This is a genomic window from Segetibacter sp., from assembly GCF_025963695.1.
Taxonomy (GTDB): Bacteria; Bacteroidota; Bacteroidia; order Chitinophagales; family Chitinophagaceae; genus Segetibacter.
The window spans coordinates 28882-45239 of the sequence record NZ_JAOQAH010000029.1; the positions used below are offsets into that span (position 1 = coordinate 28882).

Below are 16358 nucleotides of genomic sequence, written 5' to 3' on the forward strand. Positions count from 1 at the left end.
ATGCAAAAAAGGTGGAAAATATTAGAGGCGGAAAATGAAAAAGTAATTGCTTTACAAGAAGCCCTAAAAATAAATCAGACGATATGCCAAATACTCGTTCAAAGAGGTTTTGATTCATTTGAGAAAGCAAAAAATTTCTTTAGGCCGCAGCTTTCACACCTTTTAGATCCGTGGTTGATGAAGGACATGGACAAGGCAGTTGATAGAATTTTATTAGCAAAAAGTAAGAACGAAAAGATTTTAGTCTATGGGGACTATGATGTAGATGGAACCACTTCCGTTGCCAGTATGTACCAGTTTTTAAGAGGCATTTATAAAAATGTAGATTTTTATATTCCCCATCGTTACCGTGAAGGTTACGGAGTATCTAAAATAGGGATCGATTTTGCTAAAGAAAAAGGCTTTACCTTAATTATATCTCTCGATTGCGGCATCAAATCCGCTAGCCTGATTTCATACGCAGAAACAATAGGAATTGAATTTATCGTTTGTGATCACCATCTTCCTGACAACGAATTGCCGCCTGCGGTAGCTATACTCAATCCAAAACAAGAAGACTGCAAATATCCATACAAAGAATTATGTGGCTGCGGCGTAGGATTTAAACTGATGACCGCAATAGCAGAAACATTAGGGCTGCCAGATGAAACTTATCTGTGCTATTTAGATCTTCTTGCCACCGCCATTGCGGCTGATATAGTTCCAATGACTGGCGAGAACAGGGTGATGGCCTATTTTGGATTACAAAGAGTAAATAAAAATCCTTGCAATGGAATAAAAGCATTGATGCAATTAGCCGGAGTCCAAAAAGAAATGTTTATCACAAACCTGGTATTTATAATCGCTCCGCGGGTTAATGCTGCCGGAAGAATGGACGATGCAAGAAAAGCCGTGCAGCTTTTTATAGAAAAAGATTGTGACAGGGCATTAGAATTTGCTGAAATGCTTCATATTGATAATACGGAAAGACGTACAGCAGATACTACCATTACAGAGGAGGCTTTGGCGCTTATAGAAGAGAATGCACACATGGCAAACCGCAAATCTACAGTAGTTTACCAGGAGCATTGGCATAAAGGTGTGGTTGGGATAGTTGCATCGAGGTTAATAGAAAGTTACCATCGACCCACGATTGTATTAACCAGGAGTGGCGAAGTAGCTGCAGGAAGTGCGCGAAGTGTTCCCGGGTTTAATTTGTATGAGGCCATTCACGCCTGTAAAGAACACTTACTAGGGTACGGGGGGCACTTTGCTGCGGCAGGAATGACGTTACTGCCAGAAAATATCGAAGCTTTCACTAACAAATTCGAACAGGTAGTAAGTGAAACTATTCACCAGGATTCTCTAACACCTGAAATTGTTATTGATGCGGAAGTATCTTTTAATGAATTAACACACTCTTTTTATAATATCATTAATCAAATGGAACCCTACGGTCCGGAGAACTTACGTCCAGTCTTCGTCGTCAAAAATGTGGTGGATTCTGGAAATTCAAAATTGGTAAAAGATCAGCATATTAGGTTTTGTCTAAAACAACATAATTGCAGCTTTAAAGGTATCGGCTTTAATATGGCTGAAAAATTCACCCTGATTGAAAATAAAAACCCTCTGGATATAGTATTTACTCTAGAAGAAAATGACTGGAATGGGCAGAAATCTTTGCAATTGAAAGTCATAGATTTAAGGCCTGCTGCAGATACTGCGGTCGAACCTTATATGGAAAAAGATGTCAACTTTAAATAACTTCCCATGCTTTATAAGATGCATCATCTTTTAAACTAAATGTATGCCGCTGCTCGAAAAAGGAACGCTTTTTTGGTTACTGACGTTCACGTTTTTTGCCTCTTGTCAAAAAGAACTAACCTGTGTAGATTGTTACAGCGCCAACTCCACCAGGATTAATAGACCACCTATTGCCAATGCTGGTACTGATCAAACGGTTTCCATAACAACCCATCAATTTAATCTTGATGGAAGTCTTTCAACTGACCCCGATAACAATATAACTGGTTACACCTGGACAAGTGTTGGCAGTTCACCAGTAGCGACGATGGCCGATGCTAGTGCGGTACAAACGGGGGTAACCGGATTTGTGGAGGGCACGTACCAATTTGAATTGAAAGTAACAGATTCTGAAGGGTTATTTGCAAAAGATACCATTGCAGTTATCATAAATAATTTCAATCAAGCTACTCCAGGTTGGACAAAGCTTCGCCCTGTACCACCAGACGATTTCTTCGTTGGTGGCAATCGCATAAATTTTTTAATTGGTATCCAGGACAAAGTATTTGCTGTAAGCAAGATTGGAACGTTTTGGTACTATAATCTACAGGAAAACACATGGTCAAAAAAGGGCCAGCTACCAACCGAAAATGCCAGTTTAAATTTTTCGGTTGTATTTAGTATTAATAACGTCGGCTATGTTATCGGAAACGGCACTTCACGCCAATACGATGTGTTAACGAATCAATGGACAACAAAAAATAACGCCCCCGTTGGTCCTAACCACGTAGACTATTCAAGTCCGTTGATCATTGGTAACAAAGCTTATTTGGTAGGCAGCACCAACAGCCAGGTTACTGAGTATGATCCTTTGACCGATACGTATACACTTAAAAATAGATTTCCAGGTGTAGCGCCTGAAACAGGTTTTGTTATTGACGGCGAAGGCTATTGCATTCAGAAAGACGGCAAGTGTTGGAAATACGACCTGCTTGCAGACACCTGGCAGCAGAAAAGCGGCTTACCAACATCGCTGTTTAACAAGAGTGGGTTTTCTCTAAACGGCTTTGGGTATATTATCACCGACTCTAATCACACCGCTTCCAATCAAAATTTGCGCATGAAGGTTTGGCGCTATAGCCCTTCAGCTGACAAATGGAAGCAAATGGATGACGACTATCCGGGACAGGCGGCTTACGAGGTAAGAACAGTTTCGGTGAATGGAACCGTTTATGCAGGTTTAGGTTATACCAGCGAAAATAAGGATGCCCTGGATTTTTGGAGCTTCAAATAGCCCATGGCGCATCTAAATCAATTCCATATGAATTGGCTTGCTACTTATTACTGGCCGATACGTGATGCTCCATCGTGTCGTAACAGTCTTTCATAACTTCGTCACGTTTAAAATCTTCCCACACTTTTATTTTTCTTGAATTAGATGGTCTGTCTACCCAGGTATTAACTGTTTTCCACTAAAAAGCAGGTAGGCCTATGCATGTTGGTCATCTAACTCATTGTTTGCATCCAAATTAAAAATCACCCTGGTCTTTAGTACTTGTTTGTTTACCAGTTACTGCCTTTCACTTATACCAATCCTGCATAACTTCGTTGGCTTTAAACTACGCTTACTATGATAGACCTTGATGAAAGTCTGCTGAAAAAATATGCACAGGTAATGGTGCACTATGCCCTTAATAACGGCAATGGCATTAATAAAGGTGATACGGTTTTCCTGGTGGGGCAGGAATGTACTAAAGCACTTTTTGTGGCTATTGCAAAAGAGATTTATGAAACCGGCGGAAACGTAATAACTCATTATTTACCGAACAACACCAAAGACACTAGCCTTCCCCGCTTTCTACTTGAGAACGGAACCCAAGAACAAATAAGTTTTTTTGCGAAACCCTACTGGCAAGGTATTGTTGATGCCACAGACCACATTTTGTTTATTATTTCAGAGCCTGACATTCATTACCTGGAAGGACTGCCTTCTACTAGGATCAGTATGATGAACAGTGCCAGGGCACCTTATATGAAGATGCGGGAGGAGAAAGAGCAGGCAGGAAAGCTTTCGTGGTCGCTTTGCTTGTACGGAACTCATTCAATGGCTAACGAAGCAGGGCTAACATTAGAGGAATACTGGGAGCAGATTATTGAGGCATGTTACCTGGGGGAAGATGATCCCGTAATGAAATGGAAGGCGGTGCAAAAAGAGATCGAAGACATAAAAGATAAGCTGGATTTGTTGGAAATTGAGAAATTGCACATAAAGGGTGACGATGTAGATCTTGAAGTGCAGATAGGTCGGCATAGGAAGTGGCTAAGCGGTGGCGGAAAAAACATTCCCAGCTTTGAAATATTTACATCCCCTGACTGGAGAGGCACCAACGGGTCTATCAGTTTTAATCAGCCTCTATACTATTCAGGCAAACGTATTGCAGGTGTGTCACTGACTTTTGAAAATGGCGTTGTCGTTGCTTCGTCTGCAACAGAGAACGAAGACGCATTGAAAGAAATGATAGCACAGGAGAATGCCGACAAGGTGGGAGAATTTTCATTGACAGACAAAAGGCACTCACGCATTACAAAATTTATGGCTACTACCCTTTTTGATGAAAACATGGGTGGAGAATTTGGCAATACACACATAGCCCTGGGTAACGCGTATAAGGATACATTTACAGGCGACATGTCAACGGTTGCTGATAAACAGTGGTACGATATGGGCTATAACAGTTGCCCTAAAGTGCACACAGATATTATAAGCACCAGCAACAGGACTGTTACTGCCACGCTTCGCGATAACACTGAAAGAGTGATTTATAAAGATGGGCAGTTTATGTTGGACTAGATCTGTATTAAATGCCTCGTTATTATAAGGAACAGAGCAATCTCTTTTCAATAGAAAGCACGTTTCCGCAACTATCAGGCTTAAACTTAAATAAACTTTCTGTTCTTTAACGGTTGTACCATACCCGAAAAAGAGTTCGAAAACGGTAACTAGGTAAAGAGTTCGAAGTGGTTTCAGTAACAAGCATGAAATTACAAATGCCGAAGCCACAGTAGCACAACCATTACATTAAGGCACGGCGGAAAATTCAAGAAAGTATTCGTTCCTTTCTTGAATTTTTTTGCATAACAAGGAACTGTATTAGGCCATTCTCGCTGTGGCTCTTAAAAAGACCTTTTATTGATATATTGATAATATGGCACTATACCAAAAAGCCCGTCAGTAAAACGGGCTCCAAAACTAGTTTTTCCATTCTTCATGCCATTAGCAATTCTGCCTCCCTCGGTTTACTCATAATCATTGTGTCTTCGTAAAACTCAACCTGGCCCGATGCCACATCATACATTGCGCCTCCAATTCCAATTTTGCCTTCTTCCACCAACTCCCGTAGTATATTGCTTCTGTTCAAAATCTCCTCAACATTTCTTAGTACATTAATCCTTGCCACATTCTCTACAAAGTCAGGGTTGCCCGATGTTCTATTTTCTATCGTAGTTTTTTCGGCCTGTACTGCCGGCTGTATTTTAGAAAGCAATTTAGATAAATGCCCCATTTCTACATGGTCGCATGCACCTTTTACCGCACCACACTTTGTATGACCCAATACTAAAATAAATTTTGAACCGGCAATTTTGCAGGCAAACTCCATGCTACCCAAAATATCATCATTAACAACATTGCCTGCTATCCTAACACTAAAAATATCCCCGAGACCCTGATCGAAAATCAACTCGGCAGAGGTTCGGCTGTCTATGCAGCTCAAGATTACTGCAAAGGGCCATTGCCCGTCGCGGGTGGTGTTTACCTGCTCAAGTAAATCGCGGTGCATTTTAATGTTTTGTACAAAACGCTTGTTTCCTTCTTCTAATATTTTCAACGCCTCCTGCGGAGTAATTTTTTCCTGCAACTCTTTACTTAAAGTTCTCATAGCTTAAAGATTTAAAGGTTAACTATGGCAACACAGACTTTTTTTAAAATTTACTCATTAAGGTTTTGATTGACGAATAGAACTGAAGCGGCTTAATTTTTTTTATCGGCGGCCGATACCTGCAGCATCACCCGTTGCGACGCTCCGTTCATCTGTAACTCATTGTGCCACTTTGCGGTTCATTCCCCGTAATTAAAAAACAATTTCGAACTCCTTCTACGAGTAATAGAAATAAATCTCGGGTTAAGCCCAGTCGGGAGGAGGTGTATTAGGCGAGTTAAAAAAACTGTAATAGAGTTGATGATGCCGTAAAAGTACTGGAGCAATTTCTTCGACATTTATTGCCTCGAAATGAACAGCGAACGCAAGAGGGAAGGTATCATCAGCAGGTTTTTCGGTTTGCTTTTTCTCGCCTTTTCCTTTCCCGTCTTCTTTGTCTTGAAAACAAGTCTTTTCAAAATCCGGCTTAAACATCCATGCACCATTTCCGGTAACAATTCTTATTCCTGCGCTAATAAGTAATATCGTTAGCAGAAACTTCAGCATAAAGCATTTTTACAAAAAAATAATCAGCAAATTTTATGCGATTTCAAATGACTATTGCCTAAAGTGCTTAAATAGATAAAAAATGTCTTGCTTGTAATATTTTAAAATGAAATATTGGCAGCGCTTTTCGTTCGTTTGAAAGTTCGTCATTTATTATATTTTGCAGGCAAAGAAAAAATATGGGTACTTATGGAGCTATACCGCTCACTTATCACTGTACTGCTATTTCTGTTAACATTTTTAAATAGTATTAAAAGCAGCTCAATTTGAAATTGAGGTCTTACAAAGAATGGCTTTTAATACTCCCGCAACGTGTTGCTGTATCGGGCTAACCAGTCCGATTTTTTCTACTGCTTTTAAACATGTCTTTATCTTTAATACCTAAACCGTTTCTGATATAGTCTTACATGGAAAATGAAAATGAAAAAAGGTGGAGGATAAGGCTCCATGAGATCATTTACGAATCAAATACCAATGCGGGTAAGGCGTTCGACGTGTCGCTATTAATATTAATTGTGGCAAGCATTGTAATCGTAATGCTGGATAGTATTGAGCGATGGCATAATATGTATGGCGTCTTGTTCTATAACCTCGAGTGGCTCTTTACCATCTTGTTTACCCTCGAGTATATCTTACGTTTACTAAGTATAAAAAGACCTTTGAGTTACGTCTTTAGCTTCCTTGGCATGATTGATCTGCTTGCGATTATTCCAGGTTACTTAAGTATAATCTATTCGGGTGCTCAATCCTTATTGGTATTTAGAGGACTTCGACTTCTAAGGATATTTAGAATATTTAAGCTCACCCACTTCCTTTCCGAGATGAAGTTTTTGGGAGGCGCCATAAAAGGAAGCCTTACGAAGATCAGTATATTTATGCTTGTTGTGTTAACACTGGTAATTATACTAGGCTCGCTGATGTATTTAATTGAGCGGGGAGAGAATGGCTTTACCAGTATACCAGAAAGCATTTACTGGGCAATTGTTACCATTACTACCGTTGGCTATGGGGACATTTCACCTGTAACGCCTTTGGGTAAGTTTGTTGCAAGTATTATTATGCTGATGGGTTATGGCATTATAGCCGTACCAACAGGTATCGTTACTACCGAAATGGCCCGGGCAGCAAGCAAAAAGGAACAAAAAAACGAGGTTTGCCCCAATTGCAGTAAAGAAGGTCATGACCTGGACGCAAAGTATTGTAAGAATTGTGGAGCGTTACTTTAAGAGGGGGTATACCAATAGCAGTCGCTGGCGGTATACCCGTTAGCCCAACAAAAGATGATTGGCAAGAGACCGAAGGAAGCGCTGTTTTTGCAGGTTGTATTGCCTATAGCTTAACAAGTATTCATCTTATTATAGCAGGAAGGCGAAATAAGCAAAAAGCTATTTCAGTAAGCTTAATAAAAAACAAAATTCCTGTAGCTGCTCTAAATGCAATAAGCTTTAAATACAACCAGGCGTCGCTTTAAAAATGCTTTTGAATTAGTTTAAGTTGGTAGATGATGCCCTTTAATTTTTAATGAGCTTTTTACTTGAAATTGTTTTGTAGCGAGTTAGCAATAATGCAACCAAAACTGACAAGTGCTGTTGTTAAAGAAGACCTTAACGCATAAAAGCCTTACTACTGTTGTTAGTCGGGCACACAACGACCGCTGCTCGCACTCATCTCACCCCATCCCAAAAATCACTTTTATAATACAAAACTTACTTGCGAAGCCGCATGGTATGTCTCTTGCAGATTTGCACAGGATAAAACACGACATGTACGAAACGAAAATTAATAAAGACCTTGTATTAAGAGAAAAGCTGGCAATTGAAAGAACCGTAATGGCGAACCAGAGAACACTACTTTCATTTTTGCGTACCTCTCTTTATTTTTCCATTGCTGGTTTAAGTATTAGTGAGCTGCTTGTTTTTAAATACGCAACTGTTGTAGTTGTTGTATTTTTTATTATTTCTTTTCTGCTGTTAATTGCAGGTGTTGCAACCTATTTAAGCCAGAAAAAGAAGATTGCCAACAGCAGAAAGCAGGTGGGCGGCAATATAGACACAGAAGAAACATAAAGGCTCTTTTTGCCTTTTAAGCCTTTGCAACAGTTAAAATGCTACGCTATTAATCCGCCCAGTAGTCTACTACCATAACCTCAGCCAAAAGCGGATCAACTGATTTGCTGAACGCTTTATGAATTGGGTGTGCACCATAAGTAGCTAAATCTTGTTCGTTGTGTACGGTAACGATAAAGCAATGAGTATACTTACCATTCTTTTTTTGGAAGGCTACATCGGCCCCGCCCTCAAAGTCTATTATTTGTGGAATTTGGGCTTTCAGGCTATAAAAATCTGTAGTTGCTTTTTGCATCTGTTCGGTTGTTATTTCAGGCTTAAACTTAAACGCCACTACATGGCGTAGCTTCTTTGCTTTAGGAGCATTAGCCTTTGACAAGGAACACGAACTAATGGTAGCAAGCATTATTAATAGAATGGCAAACTTCAGGCTCTTCATGCTTTGATTTTTATATTTCTAGAATGTTTGTTGGTGGGCATGCGCCAAATATAACCTTTATAAGATCTTATTCTGTCTCCTTTGCAGACGTTCTTCCCCGCAAACCAGGATGCACGTATGCTGTTGGTGAAGTACACTCAACAGTGGCAGAATGAGGCATAATTGCAATCATGAAGAAAGCCACATACATATTCTACCGATAAACGAAATGCGACGCAACGATGATTCATTAGGATTACCTCAGCTTGTACCAAAAAAATAATCATCTCCCCTACCACGGTGTTTTTACCTTTATTGTTGTTGCTTTCACCTATCTCAGTTAGAATTGTTACAACTTGCAGCCCGATGGTTTAATATTTGTACCCGACAAACCACGTAAACAATGTCAACTTGGAATGTAAAGATTTGGTAAGGTCAGTGGTATACAGTAGCAAACCGGCAAAGCAACTTTCTCAATTATTGCGAGGCTCGCTATTTCCCTTCATTCTATTTATCCATATTAATGCCTTTTCGCAGGTAAAACTTCCTGTTGATACCTTGAAAACAGATTCTAGTCGTTTTCAAATACCGGCGACGTCAACCGAAAACCTGGATGAGCAATACGATGTAGGGGATTTAGTCACCGGCATTTTACATCCAAACAGGCCACCAGGTCCGGCTCGTACAAAATCGGGTATAACCATTATACCCAATATTGCTTCTAATCCCACTATCGGATCGCAGATTGGCATTAAGGCAGTAGCGGGCAGAAAATTGGGTACAGACCCCACTACTTACATGTCTGTTGCGGCTACATCGGCTTCGATAACTACAAAAGGGATTATTCTTTTTTATGTGAACCACAACATTTTTACCAATAGTAACAGGTGGAATGTGCAAGGCAACCTGGTAGTAGCTAAAACCGTGACACCCGATTTTGGATTAGGCATTGGTCGTGCAGGCGGCTCTACTGAAGAAGACAGAGTGCTTACCAATCCGGACCGGGTAGAACGGGTACTTCAATCTTTGCTTTTCAATTTCAGAGAGAAGATTTATAAGGAGATTTTTAAAAGTGTTTTTATTGGAGCTGGTGTTTCCTTTGATATCAGGGATAAAATTCAACAAAGGGAAGTGGCAGAAAATGCACTCACCCCTTACAACATTTACAATAACAAATACGGTTTTGATCCTGGCAATTATATGTCTAACGGTTTACTGTTCAGCATACAATATACATCGCGCGACAACCAGAACAGGGCTTATAAAGGCATTTATGCTGATGCCGGTATTCGTGTTAACCAAAAATGGATGGGTAGTACAAAAGGCGCTTTACAAGTGACCTCTGATTTCAGAAAATACCTCAGTCTTTCTACAAATCGACCTGAACATGTTATTGCCTTCTGGAACTGGGGTTCGTATTTAATTAGTGGCGCACTTCCCTATCTTGAATTACCCGGAACCGGCAGAGATGCTGGCGGACATAGCGGCAGAGGTTATACTGTTGGCTACTTTAATGGTACCAGGTATAATCACTCAGAAGTAGAATACCGTTTCCCGATTACCCGAAATAAGTTTTTAAGTGGTGTTACTTTTTTTCACTTGCAAACCGCCAACAATGATTTGGGAACAAAGCTTTTTGAACAATGGCAACCGGGGGGTGGCGCGGGTTTACGTGTGCTCTTCAATAAAGCAACCCGCACCAACTTATGCCTCGATTATGGTTTCGGCAGGTACGGCAGAAGAGGATTTTTCCTGGGTTTAAACGAAGCTTTTTAGAAAGCTTTCCTTATCGTTTAGTAACCTCTATCGCAAAGCGATAAATTGAACTATATTGTTGTATAAACAAAAAAATAATGAGAACCGCCTTGCTTCTTTTGCTTGTTGTTATAAGCGCCTCATCTTTTAGAGATCCCGCTCCTGCAAGTGAAAAGTTATTTAAAGAGATGATCGTAAACAGACCAAACCATTTAAGTCAGCCAGGATCAAACCGCACGATAACGTTTCAGGAGTTCACCATCTCCAGGCCAGTTGCGCGGACGATGGAGTATGGAAACAGTACGGCCCAGGATAAAAATACAATGGTATATAAAGTGATCGCCAAATTTACCTTAACCACCGAAAATTATAATACCGCCACCCAACAAAAGTATTCTTCCAGCTCTAAAGAGTATAGACGCGCCTACGATTTTTATATTGATAAAAACAACAAGTGGGTATGTATGGCTTTAGGATTAGAGAAAGGTTTGTATTAAGACGTAAGATAAGTTGTGTTACTCACAAGTTTTGGTGGGAGATAGTGGCCGCCCTGATATGATGCACCTTTATACATATGCTGCGGAATGAGAACCCGGCTTTTTTACTGTTACTGCAACAGTAGAAATATTTAAATAAACAAATCGTATTTTTAAAAGAGCAATTTAGCGGCATGATAAACGAACTACCACCGAAGTTGTTAAAGCCGACTTTTTTCGAACCCCAAATGGCTTTTCTTTCTTTGACAAAACTTATGAATAAAAAGTTCCTTGCAATCCTGTTTACCGCCCTGGTAAGTATTGGGGCACGTGCACAACAAAATACCGGCTTTCGCCCCGGCAGTATCATTTCTCCGCAGGTAAATGAAGGAAACACGGTGACCTTTAGATTGAAAGCGCCGGTTGCAAAATTTGTGACCGTAAAAGGTGATTGGGAGGCCGACGGCGGCAAGGGGGCAATGACAAAAGACGCCAATGGGGTGTGGAGCTTTACGACCGGGGGCTTGCCATCAGACATGTATTTGTATACGTTTAATGTTGATAGTGTTCAGCTGCTCGATCCCACCAACGCATTTGTGGTGCGCGACGTTGGTAACCTTTTCAGTGTATTCTTCACTAACAAGGGAAACGGTGATTATTACAGCGTAAAGGAGGTTCCTCATGGCAGCGTTTCGCGTAGCTGGTACACGTCGGCTACGTTTAACACCAGCAGGCGTATGACTGTGTATACACCACCCGGCTACGAGGAAAGCAAGACGAGCTACCCTGTTCTGTACCTGCTACACGGAAGTGGCGGCGACGAAGAGGCATGGGTGAGCCTGGGCGCTGTGCCAAGAATTATGGACAACCTGATTGCTGAAGGAAAAGCTGAACCGATGATCGTAGTAATGCCAAATGGAAATCCTTCGAAGCAGGCTGCACCGGGAGAGACAAAAGAAAACCTGGCTTATCGTCCTGTTATGAGTAACACGCTTCCCGGCTACAAAGAAGGAAGCTATGAATTGTCTTTTAAAGAGATTGTTGATTTTGTAGATAAACGGTATCGAACCCAAGCTAAAAAGTCTAAAAGAGCTGTTGCCGGCTTGTCGATGGGTGGATTTCATTCGTTGTTTATCTCTGCCAACCATCCTGATATGTTCGATTATATAGGCCTTTTTTCGCCCGGCATTAATTTTAAGACTGTAAACATGACAATTCCCGCTTACAACAACTTAGAGGAGAAACTGGCTTTACAGATGAAAAAAGGCTTTCAACTATACTGGATGGGAGTAGGTACAACTGACGGCTTATATGACCCACTGCAGGACTATAAAAAGAGGCTCGACCATTTACGTTTCCCTTATAAATACGTGGAATCAACAAGGGGTCATATCTGGAGCAATTGGAGAAGTTACCTGCTTCAGTTTACGCCGCTTTTGTTTAAGAAATAAATGCTGTTACTAATTATAGCCTTCGATGTAGGTGAGCCGAAAGGCTGACTTTTAGATCGTGCAGGAAAGTGCTTGCAAGAGGTGCAAAAGCATTTAAATACTACCCTCTTTACAATTGATGTCAATGAAGTTCGGTCAATTAATACAAGCCATTAACCAGGCACACTTAAGCTTTTATGCCAATTTGGTGAAAGCGGTAAACAGGCCCATAACTTTTAGAAACTGGCTCGTTTGACTATCACATTGTTGAGTTTAAACAAAATGGTGAAGACAGGGCTGCTTATGGGTGAAGGCTGAGAGAAACAATTGCCGAAAAAATCACTATAAAAGGATTGAGGGCACCTGAATTACTAAGGTGATTGTAAGCAGACAGAGCAGTTGCATGTAAAGAGGCACAACAGAAAATTGATCCTGGCACGACAATAGGATCCGATAAAAACTCATTATTTTTTTGATTTCCTAAATATTCCTTCAGCACCTGGTTAGCGAGGGCCAGCTGGAACATGCACTACTGGATCACTTGCAGGCATTTATTATTGAACCGGGTCCGTTACTACATCAAGAACGATGAAAATTTGTATCTGCGGTATTCAACTATTATGAAGGGGTACGTGTTTTGTAATTTCAAAACAAACCGTACAATTATGCTCCGTAAACTTCTAGCCCCCGCTGTTTTTTTGATTTTTTTTGGTATCAGCTGTAAAAACGAACCGTCAAAAAAAGAACAAAATACTGACAAGGAGGCTTCTGTTAAAACAACACAGGGACAACAGGTTGAGTTACCCGCTCCTTTTGCTACCGAAGCAAAGACAAAATTTAGCAATGTTATAGGATGGCCGGAAGGCAAAACTCCCATCGCGCCCGAAGGGTTTACGGTAACAAAATTTGCTGAGGATCTAAACAATCCCCGAAATATTTATATAGCCCCAAATGGCGACATTCTTGTTGCTGAAGCAAGCACCGATGCAAATGCAATCAAAAAAGTTAAGGGAGCTATCAGTGGTAGAAACAAATCACAGAATTTAGGAAATAGTGGTAACAAAGTGCTTTTGTTTAGAGACAAAGATGGAGATGGCAAAACAGAATATGCAGGCATTTTTGTTGAAAATCTCAACAAGCCTTATGGTATGCTGATTATTGGTAATAATTTTTATGTTGCCAATACCGACGGTTTAATGCGGTTTCCTTATCAACCCGGTTCAGATAAAATTACCGCTGCCGGTAAAAAAATTTTAGAGCTACCTGCTGGTGGCTACAACAACCATTGGACAAGAAACTTAATTGCAGGTAAAGACAATTCAAAGATTTATATTTCTGTAGGATCAGGAAGCAATGTTGGTGAAAATGGAATGGAGCATGAAGTACGAAGGGCAAATATATTAGAGGTTAATCCTGATGGTACGGGAGAAAGAATTTTTGCTGCCGGGTTGCGTAATCCCGTTGGTATGGGTTGGGCACCCGGCGCTAATACTTTATGGACGGCGGTTAATGAAAGAGACGGCTTGGGTGACGACCTGGTACCGGATTATATTACAGGCGTAAAGGAAGGCGCTTTCTATGGCTGGCCCTACGCTTATTTCGGGCAGCACGAAGACCCGCGAATGAAAGATCAGCAAAAACCTGAGTTAGTTAGAAAGACCCTTGTTCCTGATGTTGACCTTGGCTCACATACTGCCTCTTTAGGTTTGGCTTTCGACGAAAAAAATATACTGCCGGGAAAGTTTAAAGGTGCAGCATTTGTCGGGCAACATGGTTCATGGAATCGTTCACAATTTGCAGGTTATAAAGTTGTCTATGTACCTTTTAGTAATGGAAAGCCTTCCGGTACGCCGCAGGATTTTTTAACCGGTTTCTTAACCGGCGAAGACAATAAAGTTTATGGTCGTCCTGTTGGCATAGCCTTTACGCAAAATGCCATGTTGGTGGCAGATGATGCCTCTAACACTATATGGAGAATAACCGCCAACAACAAATAAGAAAGAATGAACAAGGCGATTATTAGTATCATCTTTCTTATTGTTGCCCCAAATAGCTTTGGGCAAACAAATGAAAATAACGCCTGGTTTTTCCTTTCTCATGCACAGGAGGTTTCAAAGAAATGGAATATTCTGGCCGATGTACAGGTACGCTCTTCAGATAAAGTGAAACGGCTTAAAAGCCTATTGCTGCGCAGTGCTTTGTCTTATAACTTCAATGATAAACATTCGGTCGCATTGGGATACGCTTACAAGGGAGACTGGGAAGAAGAACTTTCAGTGTTGAATTACCAGCTTGAGCACAGGATATACCAACAATATCTTTACAACCACAACCTAAAGCGTACGGAGTTATCCTTGCGCTTCAGGTTAGAGCAGCGCTTTGTAAAAGAAGAAAACACTTTTGATTTTTCTCAACGTCTTCGCAGCTTCCTGAGTTTTCAAATTCCTGTTGTAGCAAACAAAGACTTTAGCAAAGGGCTTTACACCGCGGTGCAAAACGAAGTGTTTATGAATATCCTCCACAAAGAAAGGGTGAACAACCATTTTCTTAGCCAGAACAGGGCTTATATTGGCTTAGGCTACCGTTGGAGTAAAAAGATTGATACGGAGATTGGTTATTACAACTGGCGGCAAAAAGATAAAGCCGGAGCTACTGTTAGCAATGTACTTCAGCTTATGTTTACCACAACACTCTAAAAAAGGAAATGGGGTTCTACTCATTTCCACCTCATCAGCCAGTTAGAATACTAAAGAAAGGCACTGTAAGATCGATTTACAGTGCCTTTTATGTTTTATAAACCCAGGCCACAAAGTACCGGTAAACACCCTGTGTTAACACTTTTAGTACTCCGCGTTCCTCAGCGGAAAACCTCCGGGTAACGCTGCCTTAAAAAAAACAACAAACCGGGGAGAGTAACTGCGAGAAATACGCAAAGTGTTACAGAGATTACCTTACCCCCGGTCCGCCTACACATTAAGGTTGTCCACTTCCTCCTGCGGCACCGTACACTTGCCCTGTTGAATAACTTGCATCATTAGCAGCAAGTTGTACATAAATAGATGCAAGCTCAACGGGTTGACCAGGACGACCAAGAGGGGTGTCTCCTCCAAATTGTTTAAGATTTTCCTGTGTTGATCCCCCGCTTACTTGTAACGGCGTCCAGATAGGGCCCGGTGCAACACCGTTTACGCGGATGCCTTTTGGCCCCAATTGCTTTGCGAGCGACTTTACATAACTCATATTGGCCGCTTTAGTTTGCGCATAGTCATGTAATTCACCCGACGGATCGTAAGCCTGTACCGAAGTAGTGGCAATAATCGAAGATCCTGCAGGCATATGTGGCAATGCAGCTTTCGTGATCCAGAAGGGAGCATAAACATTGGTTTTCATTGTAGCGTCGAAATCCTCAGACGAAATGTCGAGAATAGTGGGACGTGTCTGTTGTCTCGCAGCATTATTCACCAAAATATCAAGTCCTCCAAGTGCGCTGACAGCTTCTGCTACCAATCTTTTACAAAAAGTCTCCTCCCTTATGTCTCCCGGGATAGCTACTGCTTTACGACCTTCTGCTTTTATAAGCGCAATTACTTCCTTAGCATCTGGTTCCTCAGCAGGAAGATAGTTTATGGCTACATCTGCACCTTCCCTTGCGTAAGCAATTGCAGCAGCTCTTCCCATCCCGGAGTCACCCCCGGTTACCAGGGCTTTTCTACCTTTTAAACGCCCTGAACCCTTATAACTTGTCTCCCCATGATCAGGACGAGGATTCATTTTACTTGCCAAACCGGGCCAGGGCTGCGACTGACCACTAAAGGGTGGTTTAGGATATTTGCTCGTAGGATCAACGAGATTTTCTGCATCAGCGGCCCCATTTGCAGGACTTCCTTTAGCCAACATTCCCGGCGCTACAACTGCAGCCGCCATACCTGCACCTAATCCTATCACCTGCCGGCGGCTCAGTTTATTTTCTTCTTCTGACATTGTTCGAATTTTAAATTTGAATATTG

At 41.2% G+C, this 16358-nt stretch carries 15 protein-coding genes; 11 read left to right on the plus strand and 4 right to left on the minus strand.

Annotated elements, in window-relative coordinates:
• The 3 genes from recJ to JWR87_RS04205 all read left to right on the plus strand — a co-directional run bounded on the left by recJ (position 1) and on the right by JWR87_RS04205 (position 4573).
• Complete coding sequence (gene recJ, locus JWR87_RS04195) at positions 1-1743, plus strand: single-stranded-DNA-specific exonuclease RecJ (RefSeq protein ID WP_297815965.1); 1743 nt, start codon at positions 1-3, stop codon at positions 1741-1743.
• A gap of 43 nt (positions 1744-1786) precedes the next feature.
• Entirely contained in the window at positions 1787-3016 is a 1230-nt protein-coding gene (locus tag JWR87_RS04200) for a PKD domain-containing protein (protein ID WP_297815967.1), read from the plus strand.
• Positions 3017-3352: 336 nt separating this feature from the next.
• A complete protein-coding gene (locus JWR87_RS04205) occupies positions 3353-4573 on the plus strand; it encodes an aminopeptidase (RefSeq protein WP_297815969.1) in 1221 nt (406 codons plus the stop codon).
• Between the two features lie 415 nt (positions 4574-4988).
• On the opposite strand, the gene JWR87_RS04210 is transcribed toward JWR87_RS04205, so the two are convergent.
• Together JWR87_RS04210 and JWR87_RS04215 are read right to left on the minus strand one after the other, a co-directional pair.
• Complete coding sequence (locus tag JWR87_RS04210) at positions 4989-5660, minus strand: carbonic anhydrase family protein (protein ID WP_297815971.1); 672 nt, start codon at positions 5658-5660, stop codon at positions 4989-4991.
• 243 nt (positions 5661-5903) lie between these two features.
• Positions 5904-6206 (minus strand): hypothetical protein, encoded by a 303-nt coding sequence (locus tag JWR87_RS04215; RefSeq protein ID WP_297815973.1) that lies wholly within the window; start codon positions 6204-6206, stop codon positions 5904-5906.
• A 407-nt stretch (positions 6207-6613) separates the two neighbouring features.
• Here JWR87_RS04215 and JWR87_RS04220 point away from each other — a divergent pair, with 407 nt between their 5' ends.
• The 3 genes from JWR87_RS04220 (at position 6614) to JWR87_RS04230 (ending at position 8272) form a co-directional block, all read left to right on the plus strand.
• Positions 6614-7432: an ion transporter gene (locus JWR87_RS04220; protein ID WP_297815976.1), complete on the plus strand. Its 819-nt coding sequence runs from the start codon at positions 6614-6616 to the stop codon at positions 7430-7432.
• On the plus strand, positions 7414-7677 hold the full coding sequence (locus JWR87_RS04225; protein WP_297815979.1) for a hypothetical protein: 264 nt from the start codon (positions 7414-7416) through the stop codon (positions 7675-7677). The genes JWR87_RS04220 and JWR87_RS04225 overlap by 19 nt, the downstream gene beginning before the upstream one ends.
• Before the next feature lie 256 nt (positions 7678-7933).
• Entirely contained in the window at positions 7934-8272 is a 339-nt protein-coding gene (locus JWR87_RS04230; protein WP_297815981.1) for a DUF202 domain-containing protein, read from the plus strand.
• A gap of 49 nt (positions 8273-8321) precedes the next feature.
• Here the strand turns inward: JWR87_RS04230 and JWR87_RS04235 are convergent, their stop codons facing one another.
• A complete protein-coding gene (locus JWR87_RS04235) occupies positions 8322-8711 on the minus strand; it encodes a Dabb family protein (protein ID WP_297815986.1) in 390 nt (129 codons plus the stop codon).
• 537 nt (positions 8712-9248) lie between these two features.
• On the opposite strand from JWR87_RS04235, the gene JWR87_RS04240 reads away from it, so the two are divergent.
• The 5 genes from JWR87_RS04240 (at position 9249) to JWR87_RS04260 (ending at position 15047) form a co-directional block, all read left to right on the plus strand.
• Positions 9249-10466 (plus strand): hypothetical protein, encoded by a 1218-nt coding sequence (locus tag JWR87_RS04240; RefSeq protein WP_297815989.1) that lies wholly within the window; start codon positions 9249-9251, stop codon positions 10464-10466.
• A gap of 77 nt (positions 10467-10543) precedes the next feature.
• Positions 10544-10942 (plus strand): hypothetical protein, encoded by a 399-nt coding sequence (locus JWR87_RS04245; protein WP_297815991.1) that lies wholly within the window; start codon positions 10544-10546, stop codon positions 10940-10942.
• Between the two features lie 254 nt (positions 10943-11196).
• The gene (locus tag JWR87_RS04250) at positions 11197-12372 is read left to right on the plus strand and encodes an esterase (RefSeq protein WP_297815995.1); all 1176 of its coding nucleotides are present in this window, start codon (positions 11197-11199) and stop codon (positions 12370-12372) included.
• A gap of 644 nt (positions 12373-13016) precedes the next feature.
• Positions 13017-14348, plus strand: a complete 1332-nt coding sequence (locus JWR87_RS04255) for a sorbosone dehydrogenase family protein (RefSeq protein ID WP_297815998.1) — start codon at positions 13017-13019, stop codon at positions 14346-14348.
• A 6-nt stretch (positions 14349-14354) separates the two neighbouring features.
• Positions 14355-15047, plus strand: a complete 693-nt coding sequence (locus JWR87_RS04260) for a DUF2490 domain-containing protein (RefSeq protein WP_297816001.1) — start codon at positions 14355-14357, stop codon at positions 15045-15047.
• 277 nt (positions 15048-15324) lie between these two features.
• Here the strand turns inward: JWR87_RS04260 and JWR87_RS04265 are convergent, their stop codons facing one another.
• On the minus strand, positions 15325-16332 hold the full coding sequence (locus JWR87_RS04265; protein WP_297816004.1) for an SDR family oxidoreductase: 1008 nt from the start codon (positions 16330-16332) through the stop codon (positions 15325-15327).
• Positions 16333-16358: the final 26 nt, after the last annotated feature.

Coding starts and splice junctions, on each gene's coding strand:
- JWR87_RS04245 (WP_297815991.1), top strand. CDS start 10,544: ATGAGAACCGCCTTGCTTCTTTTGCTTGTTGTTATAAGCGCCTCATCT.
- JWR87_RS04235 (WP_297815986.1), bottom strand. CDS start 8,711: ATGAAGAGCCTGAAGTTTGCCATTCTATTAATAATGCTTGCTACCATT.
- recJ (WP_297815965.1), top strand. CDS start 1: ATGCAAAAAAGGTGGAAAATATTAGAGGCGGAAAATGAAAAAGTAATT.
- JWR87_RS04200 (WP_297815967.1), top strand. CDS start 1,787: ATGCCGCTGCTCGAAAAAGGAACGCTTTTTTGGTTACTGACGTTCACG.
- JWR87_RS04230 (WP_297815981.1), top strand. CDS start 7,934: ATGTCTCTTGCAGATTTGCACAGGATAAAACACGACATGTACGAAACG.
- JWR87_RS04265 (WP_297816004.1), bottom strand. CDS start 16,332: ATGTCAGAAGAAGAAAATAAACTGAGCCGCCGGCAGGTGATAGGATTA.
- JWR87_RS04255 (WP_297815998.1), top strand. CDS start 13,017: ATGCTCCGTAAACTTCTAGCCCCCGCTGTTTTTTTGATTTTTTTTGGT.
- JWR87_RS04205 (WP_297815969.1), top strand. CDS start 3,353: ATGATAGACCTTGATGAAAGTCTGCTGAAAAAATATGCACAGGTAATG.
- JWR87_RS04250 (WP_297815995.1), top strand. CDS start 11,197: ATGAATAAAAAGTTCCTTGCAATCCTGTTTACCGCCCTGGTAAGTATT.
- JWR87_RS04260 (WP_297816001.1), top strand. CDS start 14,355: ATGAACAAGGCGATTATTAGTATCATCTTTCTTATTGTTGCCCCAAAT.
- JWR87_RS04215 (WP_297815973.1), bottom strand. CDS start 6,206: ATGCTGAAGTTTCTGCTAACGATATTACTTATTAGCGCAGGAATAAGA.
- JWR87_RS04220 (WP_297815976.1), top strand. CDS start 6,614: ATGGAAAATGAAAATGAAAAAAGGTGGAGGATAAGGCTCCATGAGATC.
- JWR87_RS04210 (WP_297815971.1), bottom strand. CDS start 5,660: ATGAGAACTTTAAGTAAAGAGTTGCAGGAAAAAATTACTCCGCAGGAG.